The 21,934-nt window shown below is 60.9% G+C and carries 19 protein-coding genes; 6 read left to right on the top strand and 13 right to left on the bottom strand.

Going from position 1 to position 21,934, the window contains the following annotated elements; genetic code table 11:
• Positions 1-224: 224 nt before the first annotated feature.
• Positions 225-1,934 carry a single-stranded-DNA-specific exonuclease RecJ gene (gene recJ, locus DTP52_RS12620; protein ID WP_109753654.1) on the bottom strand — a complete coding sequence of 570 codons (1,710 nt, stop codon included), beginning with the start codon at positions 1,932-1,934 and terminating at the stop codon, positions 225-227.
• Positions 1,935-2,093: 159 nt separating this feature from the next.
• Positions 2,094-2,636, bottom strand: coding sequence for a YaeQ family protein (locus DTP52_RS12615; protein ID WP_109753653.1), 543 nt, complete (start codon positions 2,634-2,636; stop codon positions 2,094-2,096).
• Between the two features lie 147 nt (positions 2,637-2,783).
• Between DTP52_RS12615 and DTP52_RS12610 the strand changes: the two genes are divergently transcribed.
• A complete protein-coding gene (locus DTP52_RS12610) occupies positions 2,784-3,983 on the top strand; it encodes a CaiB/BaiF CoA-transferase family protein (RefSeq protein ID WP_109753652.1) in 1,200 nt (399 codons plus the stop codon).
• 264 nt (positions 3,984-4,247) lie between these two features.
• Here the strand turns inward: DTP52_RS12610 and DTP52_RS12605 are convergent, their stop codons facing one another.
• The 11 genes from DTP52_RS12605 to ffh form a co-directional block, all read right to left on the bottom strand.
• Positions 4,248-4,535 carry a DUF3509 domain-containing protein gene (locus DTP52_RS12605; RefSeq protein WP_109753651.1) on the bottom strand — a complete coding sequence of 96 codons (288 nt, stop codon included), beginning with the start codon at positions 4,533-4,535 and terminating at the stop codon, positions 4,248-4,250.
• A gap of 184 nt (positions 4,536-4,719) precedes the next feature.
• Entirely contained in the window at positions 4,720-6,090 is a 1,371-nt protein-coding gene (locus DTP52_RS12600) for a transporter substrate-binding domain-containing protein (RefSeq protein ID WP_109753650.1), read from the bottom strand.
• 119 nt (positions 6,091-6,209) lie between these two features.
• The gene (gene thrC, locus DTP52_RS12595) at positions 6,210-7,619 is read right to left on the bottom strand and encodes a threonine synthase (RefSeq protein WP_109753649.1); all 1,410 of its coding nucleotides are present in this window, start codon (positions 7,617-7,619) and stop codon (positions 6,210-6,212) included.
• A 106-nt stretch (positions 7,620-7,725) separates the two neighbouring features.
• Positions 7,726-9,030 carry a homoserine dehydrogenase gene (locus DTP52_RS12590; RefSeq protein WP_003198098.1) on the bottom strand — a complete coding sequence of 435 codons (1,305 nt, stop codon included), beginning with the start codon at positions 9,028-9,030 and terminating at the stop codon, positions 7,726-7,728.
• A gap of 132 nt (positions 9,031-9,162) precedes the next feature.
• Entirely contained in the window at positions 9,163-9,894 is a 732-nt protein-coding gene (locus DTP52_RS12585; protein ID WP_063322825.1) for a DsbC family protein, read from the bottom strand.
• Positions 9,895-10,156: 262 nt separating this feature from the next.
• Positions 10,157-11,053, bottom strand: a complete 897-nt coding sequence (gene xerD, locus DTP52_RS12580; protein WP_109753648.1) for a site-specific tyrosine recombinase XerD — start codon at positions 11,051-11,053, stop codon at positions 10,157-10,159.
• Between the two features lie 131 nt (positions 11,054-11,184).
• Positions 11,185-11,535 (bottom strand): 50S ribosomal protein L19, encoded by a 351-nt coding sequence (gene rplS, locus DTP52_RS12575; RefSeq protein WP_003175895.1) that lies wholly within the window; start codon positions 11,533-11,535, stop codon positions 11,185-11,187.
• Between the two features lie 45 nt (positions 11,536-11,580).
• A complete protein-coding gene (gene trmD, locus DTP52_RS12570; protein ID WP_170845966.1) occupies positions 11,581-12,354 on the bottom strand; it encodes a tRNA (guanosine(37)-N1)-methyltransferase TrmD in 774 nt (257 codons plus the stop codon).
• Positions 12,336-12,872, bottom strand: a complete 537-nt coding sequence (gene rimM / locus DTP52_RS12565; RefSeq protein WP_053182269.1) for a ribosome maturation factor RimM — start codon at positions 12,870-12,872, stop codon at positions 12,336-12,338. Before rimM ends, trmD begins: the two co-directional genes overlap by 19 nt.
• Positions 12,873-12,877: 5 nt before the next feature.
• Positions 12,878-13,129 carry a 30S ribosomal protein S16 gene (gene rpsP / locus DTP52_RS12560; RefSeq protein WP_003198088.1) on the bottom strand — a complete coding sequence of 84 codons (252 nt, stop codon included), beginning with the start codon at positions 13,127-13,129 and terminating at the stop codon, positions 12,878-12,880.
• A gap of 250 nt (positions 13,130-13,379) precedes the next feature.
• Complete coding sequence (ffh, locus tag DTP52_RS12555; RefSeq protein ID WP_060739058.1) at positions 13,380-14,756, bottom strand: signal recognition particle protein; 1,377 nt, start codon at positions 14,754-14,756, stop codon at positions 13,380-13,382.
• 206 nt (positions 14,757-14,962) lie between these two features.
• Here ffh and DTP52_RS12550 point away from each other — a divergent pair, with 206 nt between their 5' ends.
• The 5 genes from DTP52_RS12550 (at position 14,963) to DTP52_RS12525 (ending at position 21,932) form a co-directional block, all read left to right on the top strand.
• Entirely contained in the window at positions 14,963-15,775 is an 813-nt protein-coding gene (locus tag DTP52_RS12550) for an inner membrane protein YpjD (RefSeq protein ID WP_109753647.1), read from the top strand.
• Between the two features lie 12 nt (positions 15,776-15,787).
• Complete coding sequence (locus tag DTP52_RS12545; RefSeq protein WP_109753646.1) at positions 15,788-17,029, top strand: HlyC/CorC family transporter; 1,242 nt, start codon at positions 15,788-15,790, stop codon at positions 17,027-17,029.
• A gap of 408 nt (positions 17,030-17,437) precedes the next feature.
• Positions 17,438-18,751: an MFS transporter gene (locus DTP52_RS12535; protein WP_109753644.1), complete on the top strand. Its 1,314-nt coding sequence runs from the start codon at positions 17,438-17,440 to the stop codon at positions 18,749-18,751.
• Positions 18,752-18,905: 154 nt separating this feature from the next.
• Positions 18,906-21,323 carry an endopeptidase La gene (lon, locus tag DTP52_RS12530; protein WP_109753643.1) on the top strand — a complete coding sequence of 806 codons (2,418 nt, stop codon included), beginning with the start codon at positions 18,906-18,908 and terminating at the stop codon, positions 21,321-21,323.
• 216 nt (positions 21,324-21,539) lie between these two features.
• Complete coding sequence (locus DTP52_RS12525) at positions 21,540-21,932, top strand: protease inhibitor I42 family protein (protein ID WP_109753642.1); 393 nt, start codon at positions 21,540-21,542, stop codon at positions 21,930-21,932.
• Positions 21,933-21,934 lie beyond the last annotated feature (2 nt).

The following is a 21,934-nucleotide window of genomic DNA, read 5'->3' as shown; positions in this document are numbered from 1 at the left end:
GAACTTAAAAACCGACGGTGTGACGAGAGGGCTTGCTCCCGCTTGGGTCGGTCACTGTGTGGCGAGGGGATTTATCCCCGCTGGGCTGCGCAGCAGCCCCTAAATATTCCTGCACCGCATTTCCTCAGCCAAACGGCGCTGGCCGGTTCCACGACTGCTTCGCAGCCGAGCGGGGATAAATCCCCTCGCCACAAGTGCTATCACCTGATAGATAACACTTGTATCTACCGCGGCTCGATATGGGCAATCATCAACTGCACCGTTTCCTGGCCGCGGAACTCGTTGAGGTCGAGCTTGTAGGCCAGTTCGACCCAGCGCACGGTGGGGTTCGGCCAGATCTCGCGGTCGATGCCGAAGGCGATGCCATCGAGCTTCACCGAACCGCATTCGCTCTTGAGCACCACCTTCAGGTGCCGCTCGCCCACCACCCGCTGTTCGACCAACTGGAACACGCCGTGGAACATCGGCTCCGGGAAATGCTGGCCCCAGGGCCCGGCGTGACGCAGCGCCCGGGCCAGTTCCAAGTGGAATTCCTCCACCGCCAGGGTGCCGTCCGACAACAGCCGACCGGTCAGGTCTTCTTCGCGCAATTGCCGGCGCACTTCCGCGTCGAACGCCTCGGCGAACAATGGGAAATTCGCTTCTGGCAAGGTCAGGCCCGCCGCCATGGCGTGACCGCCGTACTTGCTGATCAGGGTCGGATGCTGCGCCGCCACCACGCTCAGCGCATCGCGAATGTGGAAGCCCGGCACCGAGCGACCCGAGCCCTTGAGCAAACCGTCGCCGGCATCGGCAAAGGCGATGGTCGGGCGGAAATAGCGCTCTTTCATCCGCGAGGCAAGGATACCGATCACGCCCTGGTGCCACTGCGGATCGAACAGGCACAAGCCGAATGGCATCGACTCCACCGGCAGGTCCTTGAGCTGGGCCAGGGCTTCGCGCTGCATGCCCTGCTCGATGGATTTGCGGTCCTGGTTCATGCCGTCCAGTTGCGCCGCCATCTCCCGCGCCAGGGCGGCATCGTCGGTGAGCAGGCACTCGATACCCAGGCTCATGTCGTCCAGGCGCCCCGCCGCATTCAGACGCGGACCGAGGATAAACCCGAGGTCCGTGGAGGTAATGCGCGAATGGTCACGCTTGGCCACTTCGAGAATGGCCTTGATCCCGGGACGGGCACGCCCAGCACGAATCCGCTCCAGGCCCTGGTGCACCAGAATGCGATTATTGGCGTCCAGGGGCACCACGTCAGCCACGCTGCCCAGGGCCACCAGGTCCAACAGCTCACCAATGTTCGGCTGGGGTTTGCTGGTGTACCAACCCAGGCTGCGCAGACGGGCACGCAACGCCATCAGCACGTAAAAAATAACCCCGACACCCGCCAGCGCCTTGCTCGGGAATTCGCAGCCCGGCTGGTTCGGATTGACGATCGCATCGGCCAGCGGCAGTTCGAGGCCCGGCAAGTGGTGGTCGGTGACCAGCACCTTGAGCCCCGCCGCTTTCGCCGCCGCCACGCCTTCCACGCTGGAGATGCCGTTGTCCACGGTGATCAGCAACTGCGGCTCGCGAGTCAGCGCGACTTCGACGATTTCCGGGGTCAGCCCGTAGCCGTATTCGAAGCGGTTGGGCACCAGATAGTCGACATGGGCCGCGCCGAGCAGACGCAGCCCCAGCATGCCGACGGTGCTGGCGGTCGCGCCATCGGCATCGAAGTCACCGACGATCAGGATGCGCTGGCGTTCTTCCAGCGCCGTCACCAGCAGATCCACCGCGGCGTCGATCCCCTTGAGCTGCTGATAAGGAATCAAGCGCGCCAGGCTCTTGTCCAGTTCAGCCTCGGACTGCACGCCACGCGCTGCGTACAGGCGGGTCAACAGCGGCGGCAGGTCACCGAGAAATGGCAGGGTGTCGGGTAACTGGCGGGGTTCTATGCGCATGGGGGAACGGACATTTCTCTATTTTTTGGAATCCTGGACTGTGGCGAGGGAGCTTGCTCCCGCTGGGCTGCGTAGCGGCCCCCTTTTGTGGGTGCTGCGCACCCAAGCGGGAGCAAGCTCCCTCGCCACAATGAGTTCACTCAATACCGGGTCAATGGCTCAACCACGCTCGCCCAGCAGCCATTGCAGCTGGACTTCATGCTGACCACGGTCGTCGGTCACGAAAATCGTACCCTCGCTGATCATCACATCCCACTTGATCACGCGAGGCATGTCCTGGGCCAGGGTTTCCAGCACTTCCTGAGGCACGGCGGCGATGTTGACGTTCTTCAGGTTTTTGACGGCCGGGATCACCTTGCCTTCCCACACTCGCAGGCTGCCGTAGGCCAGCAGGCTGGTACGCTCGGTGCGACGCGAACACCAGGTCAGGCGATCGGCGTCGGGCTGGCCGACTTCGATCCAGTGCAAAACACGGTCATCCAGGCTTTTTTCCCACAGCGCGGGTTCATCGACGTCTGACAGACCACGACCAAACGCCAGCAGCTCGTTGTACCAGAACGCGTAGGCCAACAGGCGCACGGTCATGCGCTCTTCGGTCTCCGAAGGATGGCGGGCGATGGTCTGCTTCACATTCTCATACACACTGCGGTCGAGGTCGGTGAGGTTCAGTTCAAACTTATAAGTCGTGGACGGCTGGGCCATGAACGGGCTTCTTGATACGAGGAAAGGCGGCAAGTCTAACCGATGACGCGGGCAATCCACGAATTGCCGACCATCAACCTGCGGCGACCAGCCTTGGCCTATGATAAAACGCTCTATTCGTTCTGCCTTTGTCCTACAGGATCTGTCATGTCGCTTACTGCCAAACCCCTTGCCGGCGTCAAAGTCATCGAACTTGGCACCTTGATCGCCGGTCCCTTCGCCTCGCGCATCTGCGGCGAATTCGGCGCCGAGATCATCAAGGTCGAATCGCCCGACGGCGGTGATCCGCTGCGCAAGTGGCGCAAGCTGTACGAGGGCACCTCACTGTGGTGGTTCGTCCAGGCACGCAACAAGAAATCCCTGACCTTGAACCTCAAGCACCCCGAAGGCCTGGCGATCCTGAAAAAACTGCTCGGCGAAGCCGACATCCTGATCGAGAATTTCCGCCCCGGGGTGTTGGAAAAGCTCGGCCTGGGCTGGGATGTCCTGCATGCACTGAACCCGAAACTGGTGATGGTGCGGCTTTCGGGCTTCGGCCAGACCGGGCCGATGAAAGATCAGCCAGGATTTGGCGCGGTGGGCGAATCCATGGGCGGCCTGCGCTACATCACCGGCTTCGAGGATCGCCCGCCCGTGCGCACCGGGATTTCCATCGGCGACTCCATCGCCGCCCTCTGGGGCGTGATTGGCGCATTGATGGCCCTGCGTCACCGCGAGATCAACGGCGGAACCGGGCAAGTGGTGGACGTAGCCTTGTACGAGGCAATTTTCGCCATGATGGAAAGCATGGTGCCGGAATTCGACGTGTTCGGATTCATCCGCGAACGCACCGGCAACATCATGCCCGGCATCACCCCCTCGTCCATCCACACCAGCGCCGACGGCAAGCACGTGCAAATTGGCGCCAATGGCGACGCGATCTTCAAGCGTTTCATGCAAATCATCGGCCGCGACGACTTGGCCAACGACCCGCAACTGGCCAGCAATGATGGCCGTGACGAGCGCCGTGATGAGCTGTACGGGGTCATCGATCGCTGGGTCAACTCACTGCCGCTCGATACTGTCATCGACCAATTGAACCAGGCCGAGGTCCCGGCCAGCCGGATCTTCAGTGCCGAGGATATGTTCAGCGACCCGCAATTCCTGGCCCGTGAAATGTTCCTGCAGGCCAAGCTGCCGGACGGCAAGGCGTTCAAGATGCCGGGAATCGTACCGAAGCTTTCCGACACCCCGGGCACCTCCGAATGGGTCGGACCAGCGCTGGGGGAACACAACGCCCAGGTGCTCGGCGAGCTGGGCTACGACGCGCAGCAGATCGCCAAGCTGCGCAGCGATGGGGCCATTTGATACACCATGCTGCGAGCGAAAACCGGCGGTCCACTGAAAATCGACTGTGGGAGCAAGCTCGCTCCCACAAAAGCTTCAGCACTTGGTAGAACCACCTCAAACGCCAGGCAAAAAGAAACCCCGAGAAGTGGGGAGACAACTCGGGGTTAAACGTGACCATTCAAGGTCCGTACAACAAGCGACAAGCACCGGAGCACAATGCTCGCTCTTGTTGGTAAAGAGTCTGACTCATTAGGCAGTAGGAAGGTTCCCACAAAATCCCGGTCAATTCGCCGCGCCCATGACCTTGTCGCGCGCCAGATTACGCAGCGCCGCAATCACACAAGGCTCCAGGCGACCCTCGGCAATCAGCACATCGCGATGCAGGCCATCGACCACATCCGTCAACTGACGCTTGTCGGTCAATTGGGCCTGATTGAACACTCGCTCGACCATAATGGCCCCGGAGGCATTCTTCAGCGTCACCAGGCATTCGCCCTTGGCGCCGGAGGGAGTCAGCGTGACCTGATACGGGCTCAAAGCCTCACCCAGCAATAGGCTGATACTTTCCATTCGCTCACCCTTCAATAGTCCGAAAACAACTGCATGTTCACAGTAAGTGACCGTGGGCCGCAGCAGAAAGTTCGTCAGCGCACCGAACCGGCACGCCTTCAACCTGTTCAACCGAGCATGCGCGTCCAATATGACAGGCAAACAACAGCTTTCTCTAGCAGCCTTTGCGTGGTGACGGTCGGCATCAAGCCATGAACCTGTCGCAACGACGCAAACGCCGCCCGACATCGGACCAGCCCCCCAGGATGCCGCGCAATTGCCCATCGGCCCCATAGAAAGGCACCGACCAATGATAGATTTCCCGCAATTGGCCGCTGAACATCAATTGCCGGTCGAAGAACCGAGACTGGCCAGTGCGCAATTGCTCCATCACCTCCCCATGCAGCAACTGCGCGGTGGCTGGCGGGAATGCTGCCGAATCCGTCAGCCGCGTGCCCCGGAGCTTTTCGAAGCGGGTCGCAAACTGGTCCTCGTAGCTTTTGTTGCACATGATCAGGCGCCCCTCCAGATCACGGATGAAAATCGGGTCGGGAATGGCATCCATCAAGGCCCGCTGGAGCATCAACTGGTCCTTGAGAACCGCTTCGGCCTTGAGGCGTTGATCGATCTGAATCTGCAGGCGGCGGTTCCACAGCAGGGACAAGAGGCCAAAGACCACGACCACGGTCACACACCAGTAACCCCATCGAGACAGCCGCTCCCAGATCGATGGCGCCTGGACCGGCGTAATACCGGCCATCCACTTGGTGCGCAGCGCGCGCATGTCCTCGGCCGGAAAAGCTTCCAAGGCTTTATTCAAGATGCTCAACAGCGCGGACAGGTCCTGGCGTACCGCCAGGTAGTCCGGTTCCCACTTGCCCTCGAGGCCGCTGCCTACCTGCAATTGCCCGGCTGGATAGAGATGCACCCCGGTTTCATTTTCGATGGTGGCATAGGCTTCCCGGCTCTCTACCAGCGCCCGCGCCTCACCATAGGTCTTGGTCGTACGCAATTTGATCGCCGGGTAATCGCGCCTGATTTCCGCTTCCAATGCATGCCGTGCCGGCAATGCCAGGACCTTCCCTTCAAGCTGCTCCAGCGAATGAAGAGACGATTCCCCGTCACGGCCGACGAATACCCAGCCGGAACCGCCGAATGCATGACTGAAACTCAGAAAATCCCTACGTTCTTCATTCATCGCCAGCAGGGTCGTCATGTCGGCCTCGCCATTCTCCAGCATCGTCAGCAACTCGCCGGGGGAGAACGACTCCCGATGCACGAACTCAAGGCCGGTCATTTGCGCGATGCGCTGGAGAATGTCGTGGTTCAGTCCGTTCCACTGCCCCTGTTCATTCTTGAACAGGTACAACGGAAACTGCATCGTCGCCACGATGACCCTGGGGTTCTCCTTGATCCACTTCAATTCCTGCGCATCCAGCATCAGGCGCTCGCCAGGATTGAACGGCGGCGTTTCGAAAGCCGCCAACTGCGCCGCGTTCCCCCCCTGCGCCGAGTACATCAGCGCCAGGCCCATTACCCAGCCCAAGGCGGGCTTGCCTTTGATAAAAAACGACATCTGCATTTCCTTCGAGATGACTCGCCCGTTCCTCCAAGGGCGAAACCCGACCAGTTTGGCATGCAGAAACAAGAAAGCCCGTCAGGAGACGGGCTTCAAAATGTGACAGATTTACGCGGTCAGAGCGGCTTGCCGCGGTTGCCATGCTGGCTGACAAAGGCCTGCACGGCCTTCAAGTCGTTAGGCAACACGGTGCAACGCTCATCTCGTTCAAACAAATCAGAAAGATGCGCAGGTAGTTCGAGCGCTTTTCCTACACCTGCTTTCTCCACCGCTTCCGGGAACTTGACCGGGTGAGCCGTGCCCAGGATTACCATCGGGATGTCCAGGCTGCGACGGCACTCCCGGGCGGCCCTGACGCCGATGGCCGTGTGCGGATCGAGCAGTTCACCGCTCTGACCGAACACCTCGGCGATGGTTTCGCAGGTCTGTTCATCGTCCACGGCCAGGGAATCGAACAGCTTGCGGGCTTCGGTCCAGCGCTCAGGCTCGACGCTGAAACCACCACCCTGGCGGAAGCTGTCCATAAGGCCGGCAATGGCCGCACCATTGCGACCGTGCAGGTCGAACAGCAGGCGCTCGAAGTTCGACGACACCATGATGTCCATCGAAGGCGACAGCGTGGCGTGCAGGGTTTCCTTGACGTACTGGTTGCCGCTCATGAAGCGGTGCAGGATGTCGTTGCGGTTGGTGGCGACGATCAATTGATTGATCGGCAGGCCCATGTTGCGCGCCAGATAGCCGGCGAAGATATCGCCGAAGTTGCCGGTCGGCACCGAGAACGACACCGAGCGGGCCGGGCCGCCCAATTGCAGGGCCGCGTGGAAGTAATAAACGATCTGGGCCATGATCCGCGCCCAGTTGATCGAGTTCACCGCCACCAACCGCGTGCCCTTGAGGAAGCTCTGGTCGGCGAAACTGGCCTTGACCATTTCCTGGCAGTCATCGAAGTTGCCTTCGATGGCGATGTTGTGGATGTTATCGCCAAAAATCGTCGTCATCTGCCGACGCTGCACTTCCGAGACCCGGTTGTGCGGGTGCAGGATGAAAATGTCGACGTTCTCGCAATGCTTGCAGCCTTCGATGGCCGCCGAGCCGGTGTCGCCAGAGGTGGCACCGACGATCACCACACGCTCGCCACGCTTTTGCAGCACGTAGTCCAGCAGGCGACCGAGCAATTGCAGAGCGAAGTCCTTGAACGCCAGGGTCGGGCCGTGGAACAGCTCCATGACCCATTCGTTACCGTTGAGCTGACGCAGCGGCGCGATGGCGTTGTGGGAAAAGACGCCATAGGTCTCTTCCAGGATTTTTTTGAAATCGGCGTCCGGGATGCTGCCGGTGACGAACGGGCGCATGACCCGGAACGCCAGCTCGTGATACGGCAGGCCGGCCCAGGAAGCGATTTCTTCCTGGGTGAAACGCGGCAGGTTTTCCGGCACATAGAGGCCGCCGTCGGTAGCCAGGCCGGCCAACAGGACATCTTCGAAATTCAGGGCCGGTGCCTGGCCGCGGGTGCTGATATAGCGCATGGGGCAAACCTTCGGTTTGGGCTTCAAGCGTTAGAAGTTGCAAGCTACACATCAAAGGCACGTTTGCCTTCGTTCGCGGCCTGCAACTTATCCGCTTGCCGCTAAATTAATTCAAATGTTCAACGCGGATACGGACCACCGGGCCAACGACCCCCTGGAGCGCTTCCAGCGCCGCAATCGCATCGTTGATGCGCTGCTCGACCACACGGTGGGTCAGCAGAATCATCGGCACCAGGCCGTCGTGCTCCTCGACTTCCTTCTGCATGATCGACTCGATGTTGATACCGCGTTCCGAGAGGATACTCGCCACTTGGGCCAGCACGCCCGGATGGTCCTTGGCCTGGATACGCAGGTAGTAGGAGCTTTCGCACGCTTCGATCGGAAGAATCGGGTGAGCCGACAGCGAGTCTGGCTGGAAGGCCAGGTGCGGCACACGGTTTTCCGGGTCCGAAGTCATGGCGCGAACCACGTCCACCAGGTCGGCAATCACCGAAGAGGCCGTCGGTTCCATGCCCGCACCAGCGCCGTAGAACAACGTCGAGCCGGAGGCATCACCGTTGACCATCACCGCGTTCATCACGCCGTTGACGTTGGCGATCAGGCGATCGGCCGGGATCAAGGTCGGGTGCACACGCAGCTCGATGCCGTTGGCGGTGCTGCGCGCCACGCCCAGGTGCTTGATGCGATAGCCCAGGGCTTCGGCGTAGTTCACGTCAGCGGTGGTCAGCTTGGTGATGCCTTCGGTGTAGGCCTTGTCGAACTGCAATGGAATGCCAAACGCAATGGAGGCCAGGATCGTCAGCTTGTGCGCTGCGTCGATGCCTTCCACGTCGAATGTCGGATCCGCCTCGGCGTAGCCCAGGGCCTGAGCTTCGGCTAGCACATCCTCGAAGGTGCGACCCTTTTCGCGCATCTCGGTGAGGATGAAGTTGCCGGTGCCGTTGATGATCCCCGCGACCCAGTTGATACGGTTGGCCGACAGGCCTTCGCGGATCGCCTTGATCACCGGGATGCCACCGGCCACGGCGGCTTCGAAAGCCACGATCACGCCCTTCTCCCGGGCCTTGGCAAAAATTTCATTACCGTGAACAGCGATAAGCGCCTTGTTCGCGGTGACCACATGCTTGCCATTCTCGATGGCCTTGAGTACCAACTCGCGGGCAACGGTATAGCCGCCCACCAGCTCTATGACGATGTCGATCTCAGGGTTCGTGGCCACTTCGAAGACATCGTTGGTAATCGCAATACCGGTCGTCTGGAACTGAGGCTTTGGCGTGCGCATGGCAATTTGTGCCACTTCGATCCCACGCCCGGCACGACGAGCAATTTCCTCGGCGTTGCGCTGAAGTACGTTGAAGGTGCCGCCACCGACGGTACCTAACCCACAGATGCCTACTTTGACCGGATTCACTCTTGACTCCCCATGAAACGGCCGACGCAAGGTCGGCCGTGAAATACAGCCGCGCAGCAACGCGACTTTTTGTTTAACGGCCCGACGAAGGTTTTCGCCGAGCCGTGATCTTCAGAAGCGAATCGCCCATGATCATTTCGCGCCCAGTGCCAGTTTGGCGACTTGTGGCGCCGGCTGGTAGCCCGGAATCACCTGGCCGTCGGCCAAAACGATGGCCGGCGTACCGTTCACGCCAATGGACTGGCCCAAGGCGAACTGCTTGGAGACCGGGTTCTCGCACTTGGCGGCCTTGATTTCCTTGCCATCGACCATCTTGTCCATGGCCGCTTTCTTGTCCTTGGAGCACCAGACCGCCTGCAACTGCTCATCGCCCGGCGAGCCCAGGCCCTGACGCGGGAACGCGACATAGCGCACTTCGATGCCGCGCTTGTTCAGCTCGGGCACTTCGGCGTGCAGTTTGTGGCAATACGGGCAGGTGGTGTCAGTGAACACCGTGATGTGGGACTTGGTTTCGCCAATCGCCGGATAAACCACGGTTTCTGCGACTGGAATGCCGTTGATCAACTTGGAAATGCCCTGGCGCTCGGTCATTTCGGTGAGATTGACCGGCTTGCCATCCTTGAGCTCGAACAGGTTGCCCTGGACGATGTACTGACCGTCGGCGCTGGCGTAAAGCACGCGGCTGCCCTTGAGCTTGACCTCATACAGGCCGGCCATGGGGCTGGCCGAAATGGTTTCGATCGGCACTTCGAGCTGAAGGTTTTCCAGGCTCTTGCGGATAGCCTTGTCGGCCGCGTCGTCGGCGATGGCAAAGGTACTGGCCAACGCAATGGCGGCGGCGGTGAACATCTGGATCAAACGCATGGGGACTCCTGAGGCGAACAAATGAGACGGGAAACGCCGACCCGCAGATTCGGGTTCCAACCGCCCACTGTGCAAACCGACAAAGCCTACCACATAAGGCTCGCGTGACCGAATGCCGCTGACGCAAGACATTGGTGGCGGCTTTTCCGTGGGAGCGGGCGTGTGGGAGCAAGGCTTGCCCGCGATGGCCGCGCCGCGGTGTAACAACGGAGCCGCGTTATCGTTCATCGCGGACAAGCCTTGCTCCCACAGGGGATTTTATTCAGCCACGCGGGTGATGCTTGGCATGCAGATCCTGCAACCGCGCCCGGGCAACGTGAGTGTAGATCTGGGTGGTGGACAGGTCGCTATGGCCGAGCAACATCTGCACCACTCGCAGGTCGGCGCCGTGGTTGAGCAGGTGCGTGGCGAAGGCGTGGCGCAAGGTGTGAGGCGAAAGGGATTTGTTGATCCCGGCCACCTTGGCCTGGTGCTTGATACGGTGCCAGAAGGTCTGACGGGTCATCTGCTCGCCGCGCAGGCTGGGAAACAGCACGTCGCTGGGACGCCCGCCCAGCAGTTCATGGCGGGCATCGCGCACGTAGCGCTCGACCCAGACAATCGCTTCCTCCCCCATCGGCACCAGGCGTTCCTTGCTACCTTTGCCCATCACCCGCAGCACACCCTGGCGCAAATTGACCTGCTCCAGCGTCAAGCTGATCAACTCGGTGACACGCAGGCCGCAGGCATACAGGACTTCCAACATGGCCCGGTCGCGCTGACCGATGGCTTCGCTGAGGTCGGGCGCCGCCAGCAACGCTTCCACATCGGCTTCCGACAGGGATTTGGGCAACGGGCGCCCCAATTGCGGCATTTCCACGCGCAAGGTCGGGTCCACCGCAATCAGCTTTTCCCGCAGCAAGTAGCGATAAAACCCACGCAAACCGGAGAGAAACCGCGCGGTCGAGCGTGGTTTGTAGTTCTGCTCCAGGCGCCAGGCCAAGTGATCGAGGATCAACTCCCGGCCGGCATTGACCAGCTCCAGGTGGTTTTCCTGCAACCAGCCGTTGAACAGCGCCAGGTCGCTGCGATAGGCATCGCGGGTGTTATCGGACAGCCCCTTCTCCAGCCACAGGGCGTCGAGAAACTGGTCTATCAGCGGATGATCGATGGCTGGCATAAAGACTCTTGAAGGATGCGGGCACACGGCATCGAAAGGGGAAATGAAGCCATGCAGGGTGCTCAAAGCGCAAATCGCAGGCAACAAAAAAGCAGCCCGCAGGCTGCTTTTTTTTGCATCGGAAGCTGGACTTAAGCCAGTTTTTCCTTGATGCGAGCTGCTTTACCGGACAGGTCACGCAGGTAGTACAGCTTGGCTTTACGCACGTCGCCGCGACGTTTCACAGCCATGCTGTCGATTTGCGGGCTGTAGGTCTGGAAAGTACGCTCTACGCCGACACCGTTGGAGATTTTACGAACGGTGAATGCACTGTTCACGCCACGGTTACGCTTGGCGATAACGACGCCTTCGAACGCTTGCAGACGGGAACGGTCGCCTTCCTTCACTTTCACCTGAACGACAATGGTGTCGCCCGGGGCAAAGGTAGGGATTTCTTTGGTCATCTGCTCTGCTTCGAGTGCAAGGATGATTTTGTTAGTCATGCTGTGCTCCTAAGGCAAGTCGTCGGACTCACCATCGATACGTTGTTAACTATCGTCCCGCTCGCGGATGTATTCCTCGAGCAGCTTCTTCTCTTCTCCAGAAAGCGAGCGGCTTTCCAGAAGATCGGCGCGTCGTTCATAGGTCCGACCAAGGGACTGCTGTAAACGCCAACGCCGGATGTGCGCGTGGTTGCCACTTAGCAACACGTCGGGAACACGCTGATCCGCATACACCTCCGGTCGGGTGTAGTGCGGGCAATCCAGCAGACCATCCGTAAAGGAATCTTCCTCAGCGGAATCTGCATGCCCTAAAGCTCCAGGCAGCAGTCGTGTAACCGCATCGATCAGGACCATCGCCGGCAGCTCGCCGCCAGACAGTACATAGTCGCCAATCGACCACTCTTCATCGACATGAGCTTCAATGAAACGCTCGTCAATGCCTTCGTAACGGCCGGCAATCAGGATCAATGCATCCGAATTCGCCAGCTCGCGTACCGCCGACTGAGTCAGCTGGCGGCCTTGGGGCGACAGGTAGATCACCTTCGCGCCCTCCCCGGCTGCGGTTCTGGCCTGAACCAGAGCGTCTTCCAGGGGCTTGATCTTCATCACCATGCCCGGACCACCGCCAAACGGGCGATCGTCCACAGTGTGATGTCGATCCGTGGTGTAGTCCCGCGGATTCCAACAAGTGAGCTGCAACAGCTCCTGTTTCACCGCGCGGCTGGTTATGCCGTACTCGCTGATGGCGGAAAACATCTCGGGAAACAATGTGATGACTTCAACGCGCAAATTAGCCACGTTTAGAAATCCGCATCCCATTCCACCTTCATCTCGCCTGCGGCAAGGTCGACGGCCAACACGCATTGCTCGGTATAGGGCAACAGGCGTTCGCGATCATCCAGGCTGCCGACGCAAGGCTTGACCACCATGACATCGTTCGAACCGGTCTCGAGCAGGTGATCGATTTTCCCGAGCAATTGCCCGAGGTGGTCGATGACCTTCAGACCCACCAGCTGGTACCAGTAGTACTCGCCGTCGGTCAGTTCAGGGAACAGGTTGCGCGGCACGCAGATCTCATAACCGGCCAGAAGACGCGCTTCTTCACGATCATCGAGACCCTTGAGCTTTGCGACCAGGAACTTGTCGTTCCCACGTCCGCTGACCAGCTCCACCTGTTTCACGCTACCTTCGCGCTTGAGCGTCCAGGTTTTGTAGTCCAACAGGTTCTTGATCGGATCAGTAAAGGAATACACCTTCACTTCGCCGCGAACGCCATGTACAGAATAGATCTTGCCGACAACGATCAAATCACCGGCATCTTTTGGCGTCGCGTTCATATTGCTCAGGCCGCAGCCTTAGCCGATTCCTTCAACAACTGAGCAACGCGCTCAGAAGGTTGTGCACCAACGCTCAGCCAGTAGGCTACGCGCTCTTGGTTCACGGACAGACGAACTTCCTGACCACGGGCAACAGGGTTGAAGAAACCAACCTGCTCCTTGTGGGAACCGTCACGCGGGTTGCGGCTGTCGGTTACGGTCAGGTGGTAAAACGGGCGCTTTTTGGAGCCGCCAAGGGCAAGACGGATTGTTAGCATGTGAACATCGTTCCTGTAGTCGGTGCTGCAAATCTAAATGCACAGCGGGCATAGGTGCCCGAAAGGCCGCATATTCTAAGGAATATCCGGCCTTTTGCAAATGTCTTTTTCCGGCGCCTGGGCCGTGCGATCAAGATTTGCCATGGAGCCGTCATGAAAAACGGCAGGTCAGCTCCCGTGCAGCACGGGTTTGCTGGAGATCCCCGCATCCGTGCGGGGCAACGCCGACATGACAGCCGGCGCAGATTCTTTACATTTTCGGCATGCCGCCGCCGGGCAACATACCGCCCATGCCGCGCATCATCTTGGCCATCCCGCCCTTGGCGGAGAATTTCTTCATCATCTTCTGCATCTGCTTGTGTTGCTTGATCAAGCGACCGATGTCCTGCACCTGGGTGCCGGAACCCATGGCGATACGACGCTTGCGCGAACCGCTGATCAGCTCAGGGTCGCGGCGCTCGGCCGGGGTCATGGAGTTGATGATGGCTTCCATCTGCTTGAACTGCTTTTCAGCCGCGCCCTGGGCATTGCCCATCTGCGCCAGGTTCACACCACCGATGTTCGGCAGTTTGTCCATGAGCCCGCCAAGACCGCCCATGTTCTTCATTTGTTGCAGTTGGTCGCGGAAGTCCTCGAGATCGAAGCCCTTGCCCTTCTTCAGCTTCTTGGCCAGTTTGTCGGCCTTGTCCTTGTCGAGCGTCTGCTCGGCCTGCTCGATCAGGCTGAGCACGTCGCCCATGCCGAGGATGCGTGAAGCGATACGTTCGGGGTGGAACGGCTCGAGCGCTTCGCTCTTCTCGCCCATACCGATGAACTTGATCGGCTTGCCGGTGATGGCGCGCACCGACAGCGCGGCACCGCCACGGGCATCGCCGTCGACCTTGGTCAGGATCACGCCGGTCAACGGCAGTGCGTCACCGAACGCCTTGGCGGTGTTGGCCGCGTCCTGGCCGGTCATGGCATCGACCACGAACAGGGTTTCCACCGGGTTGATCGCGGCATGCAACGCCTTGATCTCGCCCATCATCTCTTCATCGATGTGCAGGCGACCGGCGGTATCGACGATGACCACGTCGATGAATTTCAGTTTTGCTTCTTTAATAGCCGCCTGGGCGATGTCCACCGGCTTCTGGCTCAGGTCGGACGGGAAGAACGTCACGCCGATATCGTTGGCCAGGGTTTCCAGCTGCTTGATGGCCGCCGGACGATAGATGTCCGCGGACACCACCATCACCGACTTTTTCTTGCGCTCTTTAAGGAAGCGAGCCAGCTTGCCGGCCGTCGTGGTCTTGCCCGCGCCTTGCAGACCTGCCATCAGCACCACCGCTGGCGGTACGGCGGCGAGGTTCAGGTCTTCGTTGGCGGCGCCCATGAGGCTTTCGAGTTCGGCCTGGACGATCTTCACGAACGCCTGGCCCGGCGTCAGGCTGCGCGACACTTCGGTGCCGACGGCGCGTTCCTTGACCGAATTGACGAAGTCCTTGACCACCGGCAGGGCGACGTCGGCTTCGAGCAACGCCATGCGCACTTCGCGCAGGGTGTCTTTGATGTTGTCCTCGGTCAGTTTCGCCTTGCCGGTGACATGGCGCAGCGTCTGCGAGAGACGGTCGGTTAGGTTTTCAAACATGCGCGATCCTTTCAGGCCCAGATGAGACCGGGATAATGGCGGCCCAGACCGTGAAAAATGTGCTCGGCGAGCCTGCGGCGTGGGCAGGTCGCGGATTATAGCGAAGAAGCGGGCGACGTACACCTTACTGTCAGTTGCGGTGGTCTTTCGTGCGGAGGGGGTTCTATGCCAAACTCAGCGCCTTTCGGGCTTGCCTAACAGGATTTATGCTCCCCTTGTCACCCAGCTTGTTTGCCACGCTCGCCGCCGCTTGCCTTTATGCCGCTGCGACCCTCTATCAAGGCTCACGCCTGGCCACCGGTGCCAAGGCGAACAAACGCCTGCTGGTCACGCTTGGCGTGCTGGCGGTGCTCGGCCATGCGGCCAGCCTTTATACCCACCTGATGACGCCGATCGGCCTGGGCCTGGACTTTTTCAACGCCGCCAGCCTGATCGCCGTCGCCGTGATCGCCCTGACACTAGTGGCCTGCTCGCGCATCCCGGTGGAAAACCTGCTGGTGCTGCTGTTCCCGCTGGGGCTGGCCACGGTGCTGCTGGCGCAGTTCGCGCCGTCGGGTACAGTGCAGATCATCGATGAAGAGCCGGGCATCCTCGCCCACATCCTGCTGTCGATCCTGGCCTATGGCCTGTTCACCATCGCGGTGTTCCAGGCCCTGCTGTTACTGGTGCAAGACCATCAGCTCAAGAACAAGCACCCGTCCGGGCTGATCCGCAATTTCCCGCCGCTGCAAACCATGGAGAGCCTGCTGTTCGGCTTCCTCTGGGCCGGCTGGGGCTTGCTGTCACTGTCGCTGATCTCCGGCTGGTTGTTCGTCGAGAACCTGTTCGCCCAGCACCTGGTGCACAAGACCCTGCTCGCCTGCCTGGCATGGATAGTCTTCAGCGTGCTGCTGTGGGGCCGCAACCGCCTCGGCTGGCGCGGGCACAAGGCGATTCGCTGGACCCTGGCCGGTTTCTGCCTGCTGATGCTCGCGTACTTCGGCAGCAAGCTGGTCCGCGAATACATCCTGCATGTGTGACGGACGGCCCTGATGGATACGTTGCCCGTGGCGCCGCTGTTTGCCGTGCTGGTGGTGCTGATCCTCTGGTCGGCCCTGTTCACCGCGATCGAAGCCGCCCAGCAACACCTGCTGGCCCAGCGTACGGCCTCGCGCGCCACTGACAAACCGCTGGCGACGCTGACATTCCCGCTGGCCAGCCTGATCCTGTGCAACACCCTCTGCCGTACCCTGGCCGTGGTCATCGGCACCTTGCTGGCGATTTTTACCTGGCTGGAAAACGGCCCCTGGGTGGCCTGGCTCGGCACCAGCGCCGCCCTGCTGGTGTTTGCCGACTACCTGCCGCGCACCTTGGCCACTCGCCAGCCAGAAGCGGTGCTGGCACTAGGCAACACCTTGCTGGGCATACCGTTGAAGATCCTCTATCCGTTTGCCTGGCTGTTGAATGGCGCCAGCCAATTGCTGCTGCGCCCATTTGCCCGCAAGGCCAGCATGGTGCAACAGAGCGACGACGAAATGCCCGCGCCACCGCGTAGCGAGCATGAACCGGAGCACAACAGCGGCCGGCTGCACCCGATTTCCGGCATCCACGCCCTGGACAACATCACCGTCAACGATATCCTCGTGCCCCGCAGCGAGGTCGATGGCATCAACCTCGACGACCCCATCGGCGAGATCATCGAACAGCTACGCCTGAACCGTCGTACCCGCCTGCCGGTGTTCCACAGCGACATCAACCAGGTCGAAGCGGTGCTCAACACCCGCCAGATCCGCCACCTGCTGGCGGACGCGAGCCTGACCAAGGAAGCGCTGCTGACCGCCTCTCACGAGCCCTACTTCGTGCCCGAGAGCACACCACTGCAGCTGCAATTGCTGAATTTCCACAAGCAGCAGCGGCGCCTGGGCATGGTGGTGGACGAATACGGCGAAGTGCTGGGCATCGTCACCCTGGAAGACATCCTCGAAGAAATCGTCGGCGAATTCGAAAGCGAGCACAGCCTCGACAATCCCCATGTCCATCCCCAGCCCGATGGCCGCCTGATGATCGATGGCGCGGCGTCGATTCGTGAGTTGAACAGGACCCTGGGCTGGCACCTGCCTTGCGACGGCCCCAAAACCCTCAACGGGCTGGTGACCGAAGCCCTGGAAACCATTCCTGAAAGCCCGGTATGCCTGAAGATCGGGCGGTATCGACTGGAAATCATCGAGACCGTGGACAACCGTGTGAGCCAGGTGCTGGCGTGGCATAACAGCTCGGTGCCTGCTGTTTCCTGAATCCCAAGTGAAACACCGTTGTGGCGAGGGGATTTATCCCCGCTGGGCTGCAAAGCAGCCCCAAATACAGTCAACTCAATTTTGCCTGGCGCACCGAGTTGTCGGGTTTTAGGGCTGCTGCGCAGCCCAGCGGGGATAAATCCCCTCGCCACAGAAGCTCAGCGCACGCTTCAATATTGTGTGCGGGCTCTCTTGTTGATTCGTTAGCCCCCTTCCTATACTCAAGCCGCTTACCGGCCCCTGCGTCTACCCTGCACTCAGCCGGTTCCGGTCCGACCATCGGCGAAATCCGCATCAGCCCTGCGACTGTTCCTACCCGAAACAGCGAAAGGGTACCCGCCCACATCCCTGGGCGTTCGACCATAATAATTCGCTCCAACGGAGCACATGACTGTCAGGGATAACCGCATGACGACCACTACCTGCAACGAGGCTGTGCCTGTCCAGCCGACAAATTCCGCCACCCGCGTGGCGACCGCAAGCTTCATCGGCACCGCCATCGAGTTCTACGATTTCTACGTTTATGCCACGGCGGCGGCCCTGGTGATCGGGCCGGTGTTCTTCCCGCAAACTTCTGGCACGGCACAGATGCTGTCGTCTTTCCTGACGTTCGGCATCGCCTTCCTCGCCCGGCCGCTGGGCTCGGCGCTGTTCGGCCACTTCGGCGACCGGATCGGGCGCAAGTCCACGCTGGTGGCGTCCCTGCTGCTGATGGGGGTGTGCACCACGCTCATCGGCGTGCTGCCCGGTTATGCCAGCATTGGCGCCTGGGCACCGGTCCTGCTGTGCCTGCTACGTTTCGGCCAGGGCCTGGGCTTGGGCGGTGAATGGGGCGGGGCGGCGCTGCTTGCCACCGAGAACGCGCCCAAGGGCAAGCGTGCCTGGTTCGGCATGTTCCCCCAATTGGGGCCGTCCATAGGCTTCCTGGCGGCCAATGGGCTGTTCCTGACCCTGGCCATGAGCCTGGACGATGAGCAATTCCGCTCCTGGGGCTGGCGGATTCCGTTCCTGCTCAGCGCGGTGCTGGTGATCGTCGGCCTCTATGTGCGGCTCAAACTCCATGAAACCCCGGTATTCGCCAATGCCATGGCCCGCCAGGAGCGGGTCAAGGTGCCGTTGGTCGAGCTGTTCAGCCAGTACTGGGCGCCGACGCTGCTGGGCGCGGCGGCGATGGTGGTGTGTTACGCGCTGTTCTATATCTCGACGGTGTTTTCCCTGAGCTACGGCGTGTCCACCCTCGGCTACAGCCGCGAGACCTTCCTGGGCCTGCTGTGCTTTGCCGTGCTGTTCATGGCCGCCGCTACCCCCCTGTCGGCCTGGGCCAGCGACCGCTACGGCCGCAAACCGATATTGATCCTCGGCGGTGTGCTGGCAATTGCCTCGGGTTTCCTCATGGAACCCTTGCTGACCCACGGGTCGACCGGGGGCGTGGCACTGTTCCTGTGCATCGAGCTATTCCTGATGGGTGTGACCTTTGCCCCCATGGGCGCCTTGCTCCCGGAGCTGTTTCCGACCCACGTGCGTTACACCGGCGCCTCGGCAGCCTACAACCTGGGCGGTATCGTCGGTGCCTCGGCCGCGCCGTTCTTCGCCCAGAAACTGGTGGCGATGGGCGGTTTGAGCTATGTCGGAGGCTATGTTTCAGCAGCCGCGCTGCTCAGCGTGATCGCCGTGCTGTGCCTGAAGGAGACGCGCCACAACGACTTGAACCGGGTCGCCTAGGTTGAGGCCCGTGGCGAGCGCTGCATGCCTCGCCACGGGAAGCTGTCGCAAGCCTGAACACCCGCCAATGAAATAACCGCTAACAGTCGCTTACCATTGAAACCACCCCCCACCTGCCCCATCTAAGACCCATACCCCATTGCGCAGGTGCCCCATGAGCGACCAGCACTCTACTGAAGCCACTCACGATTACGACGCTGACTCCGAACACATCGAACACACCTCGTCCGGTACCGGCCTGGCCCTGCCTGGCCAGAACCTGCCGGACAAGGTCTATATCATCCCCATCCACAATCGCCCCTTCTTCCCGGCCCAGGTGTTGCCGGTCATCGTCAACGAAGAACCGTGGGCCGAGACCCTGGAGCTGGTGGCCAAGTCCGAACATCACTCCCTGGCACTGTTCTTCATGGACACGCCCCAGGAAGACCCGCGCCATTTCGACACCTCGAAACTGCCGCTGTACGGCACGCTGGTAAAGGTGCACCACGCCAGCCGGGAAGGCGGCAAACTGCAGTTCGTCGCCCAGGGACTGACCCGCGTGCGTATCCGCACCTGGCTCAAGCACCATCGCCCACCGTATCTGGTGGAAGTCGAATACCCGCACCAGCCGAGCGAGCCGACCGACGAGGTCAAGGCCTACGGCATGGCGCTGATCAACGCGATCAAGGAACTGCTGCCACTCAACCCGCTGTATAGCGAAGAGCTGAAGAACTACCTCAACCGCTTCAGCCCCAACGACCCATCGCCACTGACCGACTTTGCCGCCGCGCTCACCTCCGCCACCGGCAGCGAACTGCAGGAAGTGCTCGACTGCGTGCCCATGCTCAAGCGCATGGAAAAAGTGCTGCCGATGCTGCGCAAGGAAGTCGAAGTGGCGCGGCTGCAGAAAGAGATTTCCGCCGAGGTCAACAACAAGATCGGCGAGCATCAGCGCGAGTTCTTCCTCAAGGAACAGCTCAAGGTCATCCAGCAGGAGCTGGGGCTGACCAAGGACGACCGCAGCGCCGATATCGAACAGTTCGAGCAACGGCTGGAAGGCAAGGTGCTGTCGGCCCAGGCGCAGAAGCGCATCGAAGAGGAGATGAACAAACTCTCCATCCTGGAAACCGGCTCGCCGGAATACGCCGTTACCCGCAATTACCTGGACTGGGCAACCTCGGTGCCGTGGGGCGTGTACGGCCAGGACAAACTTGACCTCAAGCATGCGCGCAAGGTCCTCGACCAGCACCACGCCGGCCTGGACGACATCAAGGACCGTATCCTGGAATTCCTCGCCGTCGGTGCCTACAAAGGCGAGATCAGCGGCTCTATCGTGTTGCTGGTGGGCCCGCCGGGCGTGGGCAAGACCAGCGTCGGCAAGTCCATCGCCGAATCCCTGGGGCGGCCGTTCTACCGTTTCAGCGTTGGCGGCATGCGCGACGAAGCCGAGATCAAGGGCCATCGGCGCACCTACATCGGTGCCCAGCCGGGCAAGTTGGTGCAGGCGCTCAAGGATGTCGAGGTAATGAACCCGGTGATCATGCTCGATGAGATCGACAAGATGGGCCAGAGCTACCAGGGCGACCCGGCGTCGGCCTTGCTCGAGACCCTCGACCCGGAACAGAACGTCGAATTTCTCGATCACTACCTGGACCTGCGCCTGGATCTGTCGAAAGTGCTCTTCATCTGCACCGCCAACACCCTGGACTCGATCCCCGGCCCCTTGCTGGACCGGATGGAAGTGATCCGCCTGTCGGGTTACATCACCGAAGAAAAAGTCGCCATCGCCAAGCGCCACTTGTGGCCCAAGCAGTTGGCCAAGGCCGGCGTGTCCAAGGGCAGCCTGAGCATCAACGACAGCGCCCTCAAAGCCCTGATCGACGGCTACGCCCGTGAAGCCGGGGTGCGGCAGTTGGAGAAACAACTGGGCAAACTGGTGCGCAAGGCGGTGATGAAGCTGATCGACGACCCCAAAGCGGTGATCAAGCTCGGGCCGAAAGACTTGGAGGCCTCCCTGGGCAAACCGGTGTTCCGCAACGAGCAGGTGTTGTCCGGCGTCGGAGTGATTACCGGCCTGGCCTGGACCAGCATGGGCGGCGCGACCTTACCCATCGAGGCAACGCGCATCCACACCCTCAATCGCGGTTTCAAGCTGACCGGGCAACTGGGGGACGTGATGAAAGAGTCGGCGGAAATCGCCCACAGCTACGTCAGTTCGCACCTGAAGCAATTCGGCGGCGATCCGAAATTCTTCGACGAGGCCTTCGTTCACCTGCACGTACCGGAAGGCGCCACGCCCAAGGACGGCCCGAGCGCCGGGGTCACCATGGCCAGCGCCCTGCTGTCCCTGGCCCGTAACCAGCCACCGAAAAAAGGCGTGGCCATGACCGGCGAACTGACCCTTACCGGGCATGTACTGCCGATCGGCGGCGTGCGCGAGAAAGTGATCGCGGCGCGACGGCAGAAAATCAATGAACTGATCCTGCCGGAAGCCAACCGGGGCAATTTCGAAGAACTGCCGGACTACCTCAAGGAAGGCGTCACGGTGCACTTTGCCAAGCGGTTTGCGGATGTGGCCAAGGTGTTGTTCTGATAGAACTGTAGCGCTTATGCGGGCCCCATCGCGGGCAAGCCTTGCTCCCACAGGGTTTAATGTCGCTCACAGAGTCAGTGTGCGACAAAGATCCATTGTGGGAGCAAGGCTTGCCCGCGATAGCGTCATCAGCGACAGCACTTCCCCAGCTGACACACCTGGTAGCATCTTCGGTTATGCTCGCCGTTCGTCGTGAATGCCGGAGTCATCACCCTTATGTCCATCACCCGCCTGCTCGTCCCCTTGAGCCTCGCCCTGCTGAGCGCCTGCGCCACGCAAAGCGGACGCAACGTGACCGTGGAAAAACTGAGCCAGTGCCCGGTGCGGCTCAATAACGGGCAGAACCTGATTTTGAGCTTGCCGAGCAACCCCACCACCGGTTATCGCTGGGCGATCCAGGATTCGGCCGGCGGCGTGCTCAAAGGCCTCGGCCCCGAGGTTTATCGCAACCCGGAAGACGCCGGCATCGTCGGCGCCGCCGGGGTCTCGACCTGGCGCTTCCAGGCGTTCAACGCCGGCACTGGGCGTCTGCGCCTGACTTATCAACAACCCTGGGCTCCGGAAGTACCGCCCGTGGAAACCTTCGACTGCGCCATTGCGGTGAATTGACC

This window comes from Pseudomonas sp. 43mfcvi1.1, assembly GCF_900115935.1.
Taxonomy (GTDB): domain Bacteria; phylum Pseudomonadota; class Gammaproteobacteria; order Pseudomonadales; family Pseudomonadaceae; genus Aquipseudomonas; species Aquipseudomonas bijieensis.
This window is presented reverse-complemented; position numbering and strand designations above follow the sequence as displayed.

Excerpts from the sequence above, each read along its gene's own strand:
- xerD (WP_109753648.1), bottom strand. The coding sequence starts at position 11,053 with ATGCCAGCCATCGATCATCCGCTGATAGACCAGTTTCTCGACGCCCTG.
- DTP52_RS12550 (WP_109753647.1), top strand. The coding sequence starts at position 14,963 with ATGCTCCCCTTGTCACCCAGCTTGTTTGCCACGCTCGCCGCCGCTTGC.
- rimM (WP_053182269.1), bottom strand. The coding sequence starts at position 12,872 with ATGAACGCGACGCCAAAAGATGCCGGTGATTTGATCGTTGTCGGCAAG.
- DTP52_RS12605 (WP_109753651.1), bottom strand. The coding sequence starts at position 4,535 with ATGGAAAGTATCAGCCTATTGCTGGGTGAGGCTTTGAGCCCGTATCAG.
- recJ (WP_109753654.1), bottom strand. The coding sequence starts at position 1,934 with ATGCGCATAGAACCCCGCCAGTTACCCGACACCCTGCCATTTCTCGGT.
- DTP52_RS12535 (WP_109753644.1), top strand. The coding sequence starts at position 17,438 with ATGACGACCACTACCTGCAACGAGGCTGTGCCTGTCCAGCCGACAAAT.
- DTP52_RS12600 (WP_109753650.1), bottom strand. The coding sequence starts at position 6,090 with ATGTCGTTTTTTATCAAAGGCAAGCCCGCCTTGGGCTGGGTAATGGGC.
- trmD (WP_170845966.1), bottom strand. The coding sequence starts at position 12,354 with ATGGGATGCGGATTTCTAAACGTGGCTAATTTGCGCGTTGAAGTCATC.
- thrC (WP_109753649.1), bottom strand. The coding sequence starts at position 7,619 with ATGCGCTATATCAGCACCCGCGGCCAGGCACCGGCCCTGAATTTCGAA.
- ffh (WP_060739058.1), bottom strand. The coding sequence starts at position 14,756 with ATGTTTGAAAACCTAACCGACCGTCTCTCGCAGACGCTGCGCCATGTC.
- lon (WP_109753643.1), top strand. The coding sequence starts at position 18,906 with ATGAGCGACCAGCACTCTACTGAAGCCACTCACGATTACGACGCTGAC.
- DTP52_RS12615 (WP_109753653.1), bottom strand. The coding sequence starts at position 2,636 with ATGGCCCAGCCGTCCACGACTTATAAGTTTGAACTGAACCTCACCGAC.
- rplS (WP_003175895.1), bottom strand. The coding sequence starts at position 11,535 with ATGACTAACAAAATCATCCTTGCACTCGAAGCAGAGCAGATGACCAAA.
- DTP52_RS12545 (WP_109753646.1), top strand. The coding sequence starts at position 15,788 with ATGGATACGTTGCCCGTGGCGCCGCTGTTTGCCGTGCTGGTGGTGCTG.
- DTP52_RS12610 (WP_109753652.1), top strand. The coding sequence starts at position 2,784 with ATGTCGCTTACTGCCAAACCCCTTGCCGGCGTCAAAGTCATCGAACTT.
- DTP52_RS12525 (WP_109753642.1), top strand. The coding sequence starts at position 21,540 with ATGTCCATCACCCGCCTGCTCGTCCCCTTGAGCCTCGCCCTGCTGAGC.
- DTP52_RS12585 (WP_063322825.1), bottom strand. The coding sequence starts at position 9,894 with ATGCGTTTGATCCAGATGTTCACCGCCGCCGCCATTGCGTTGGCCAGT.
- rpsP (WP_003198088.1), bottom strand. The coding sequence starts at position 13,129 with ATGCTAACAATCCGTCTTGCCCTTGGCGGCTCCAAAAAGCGCCCGTTT.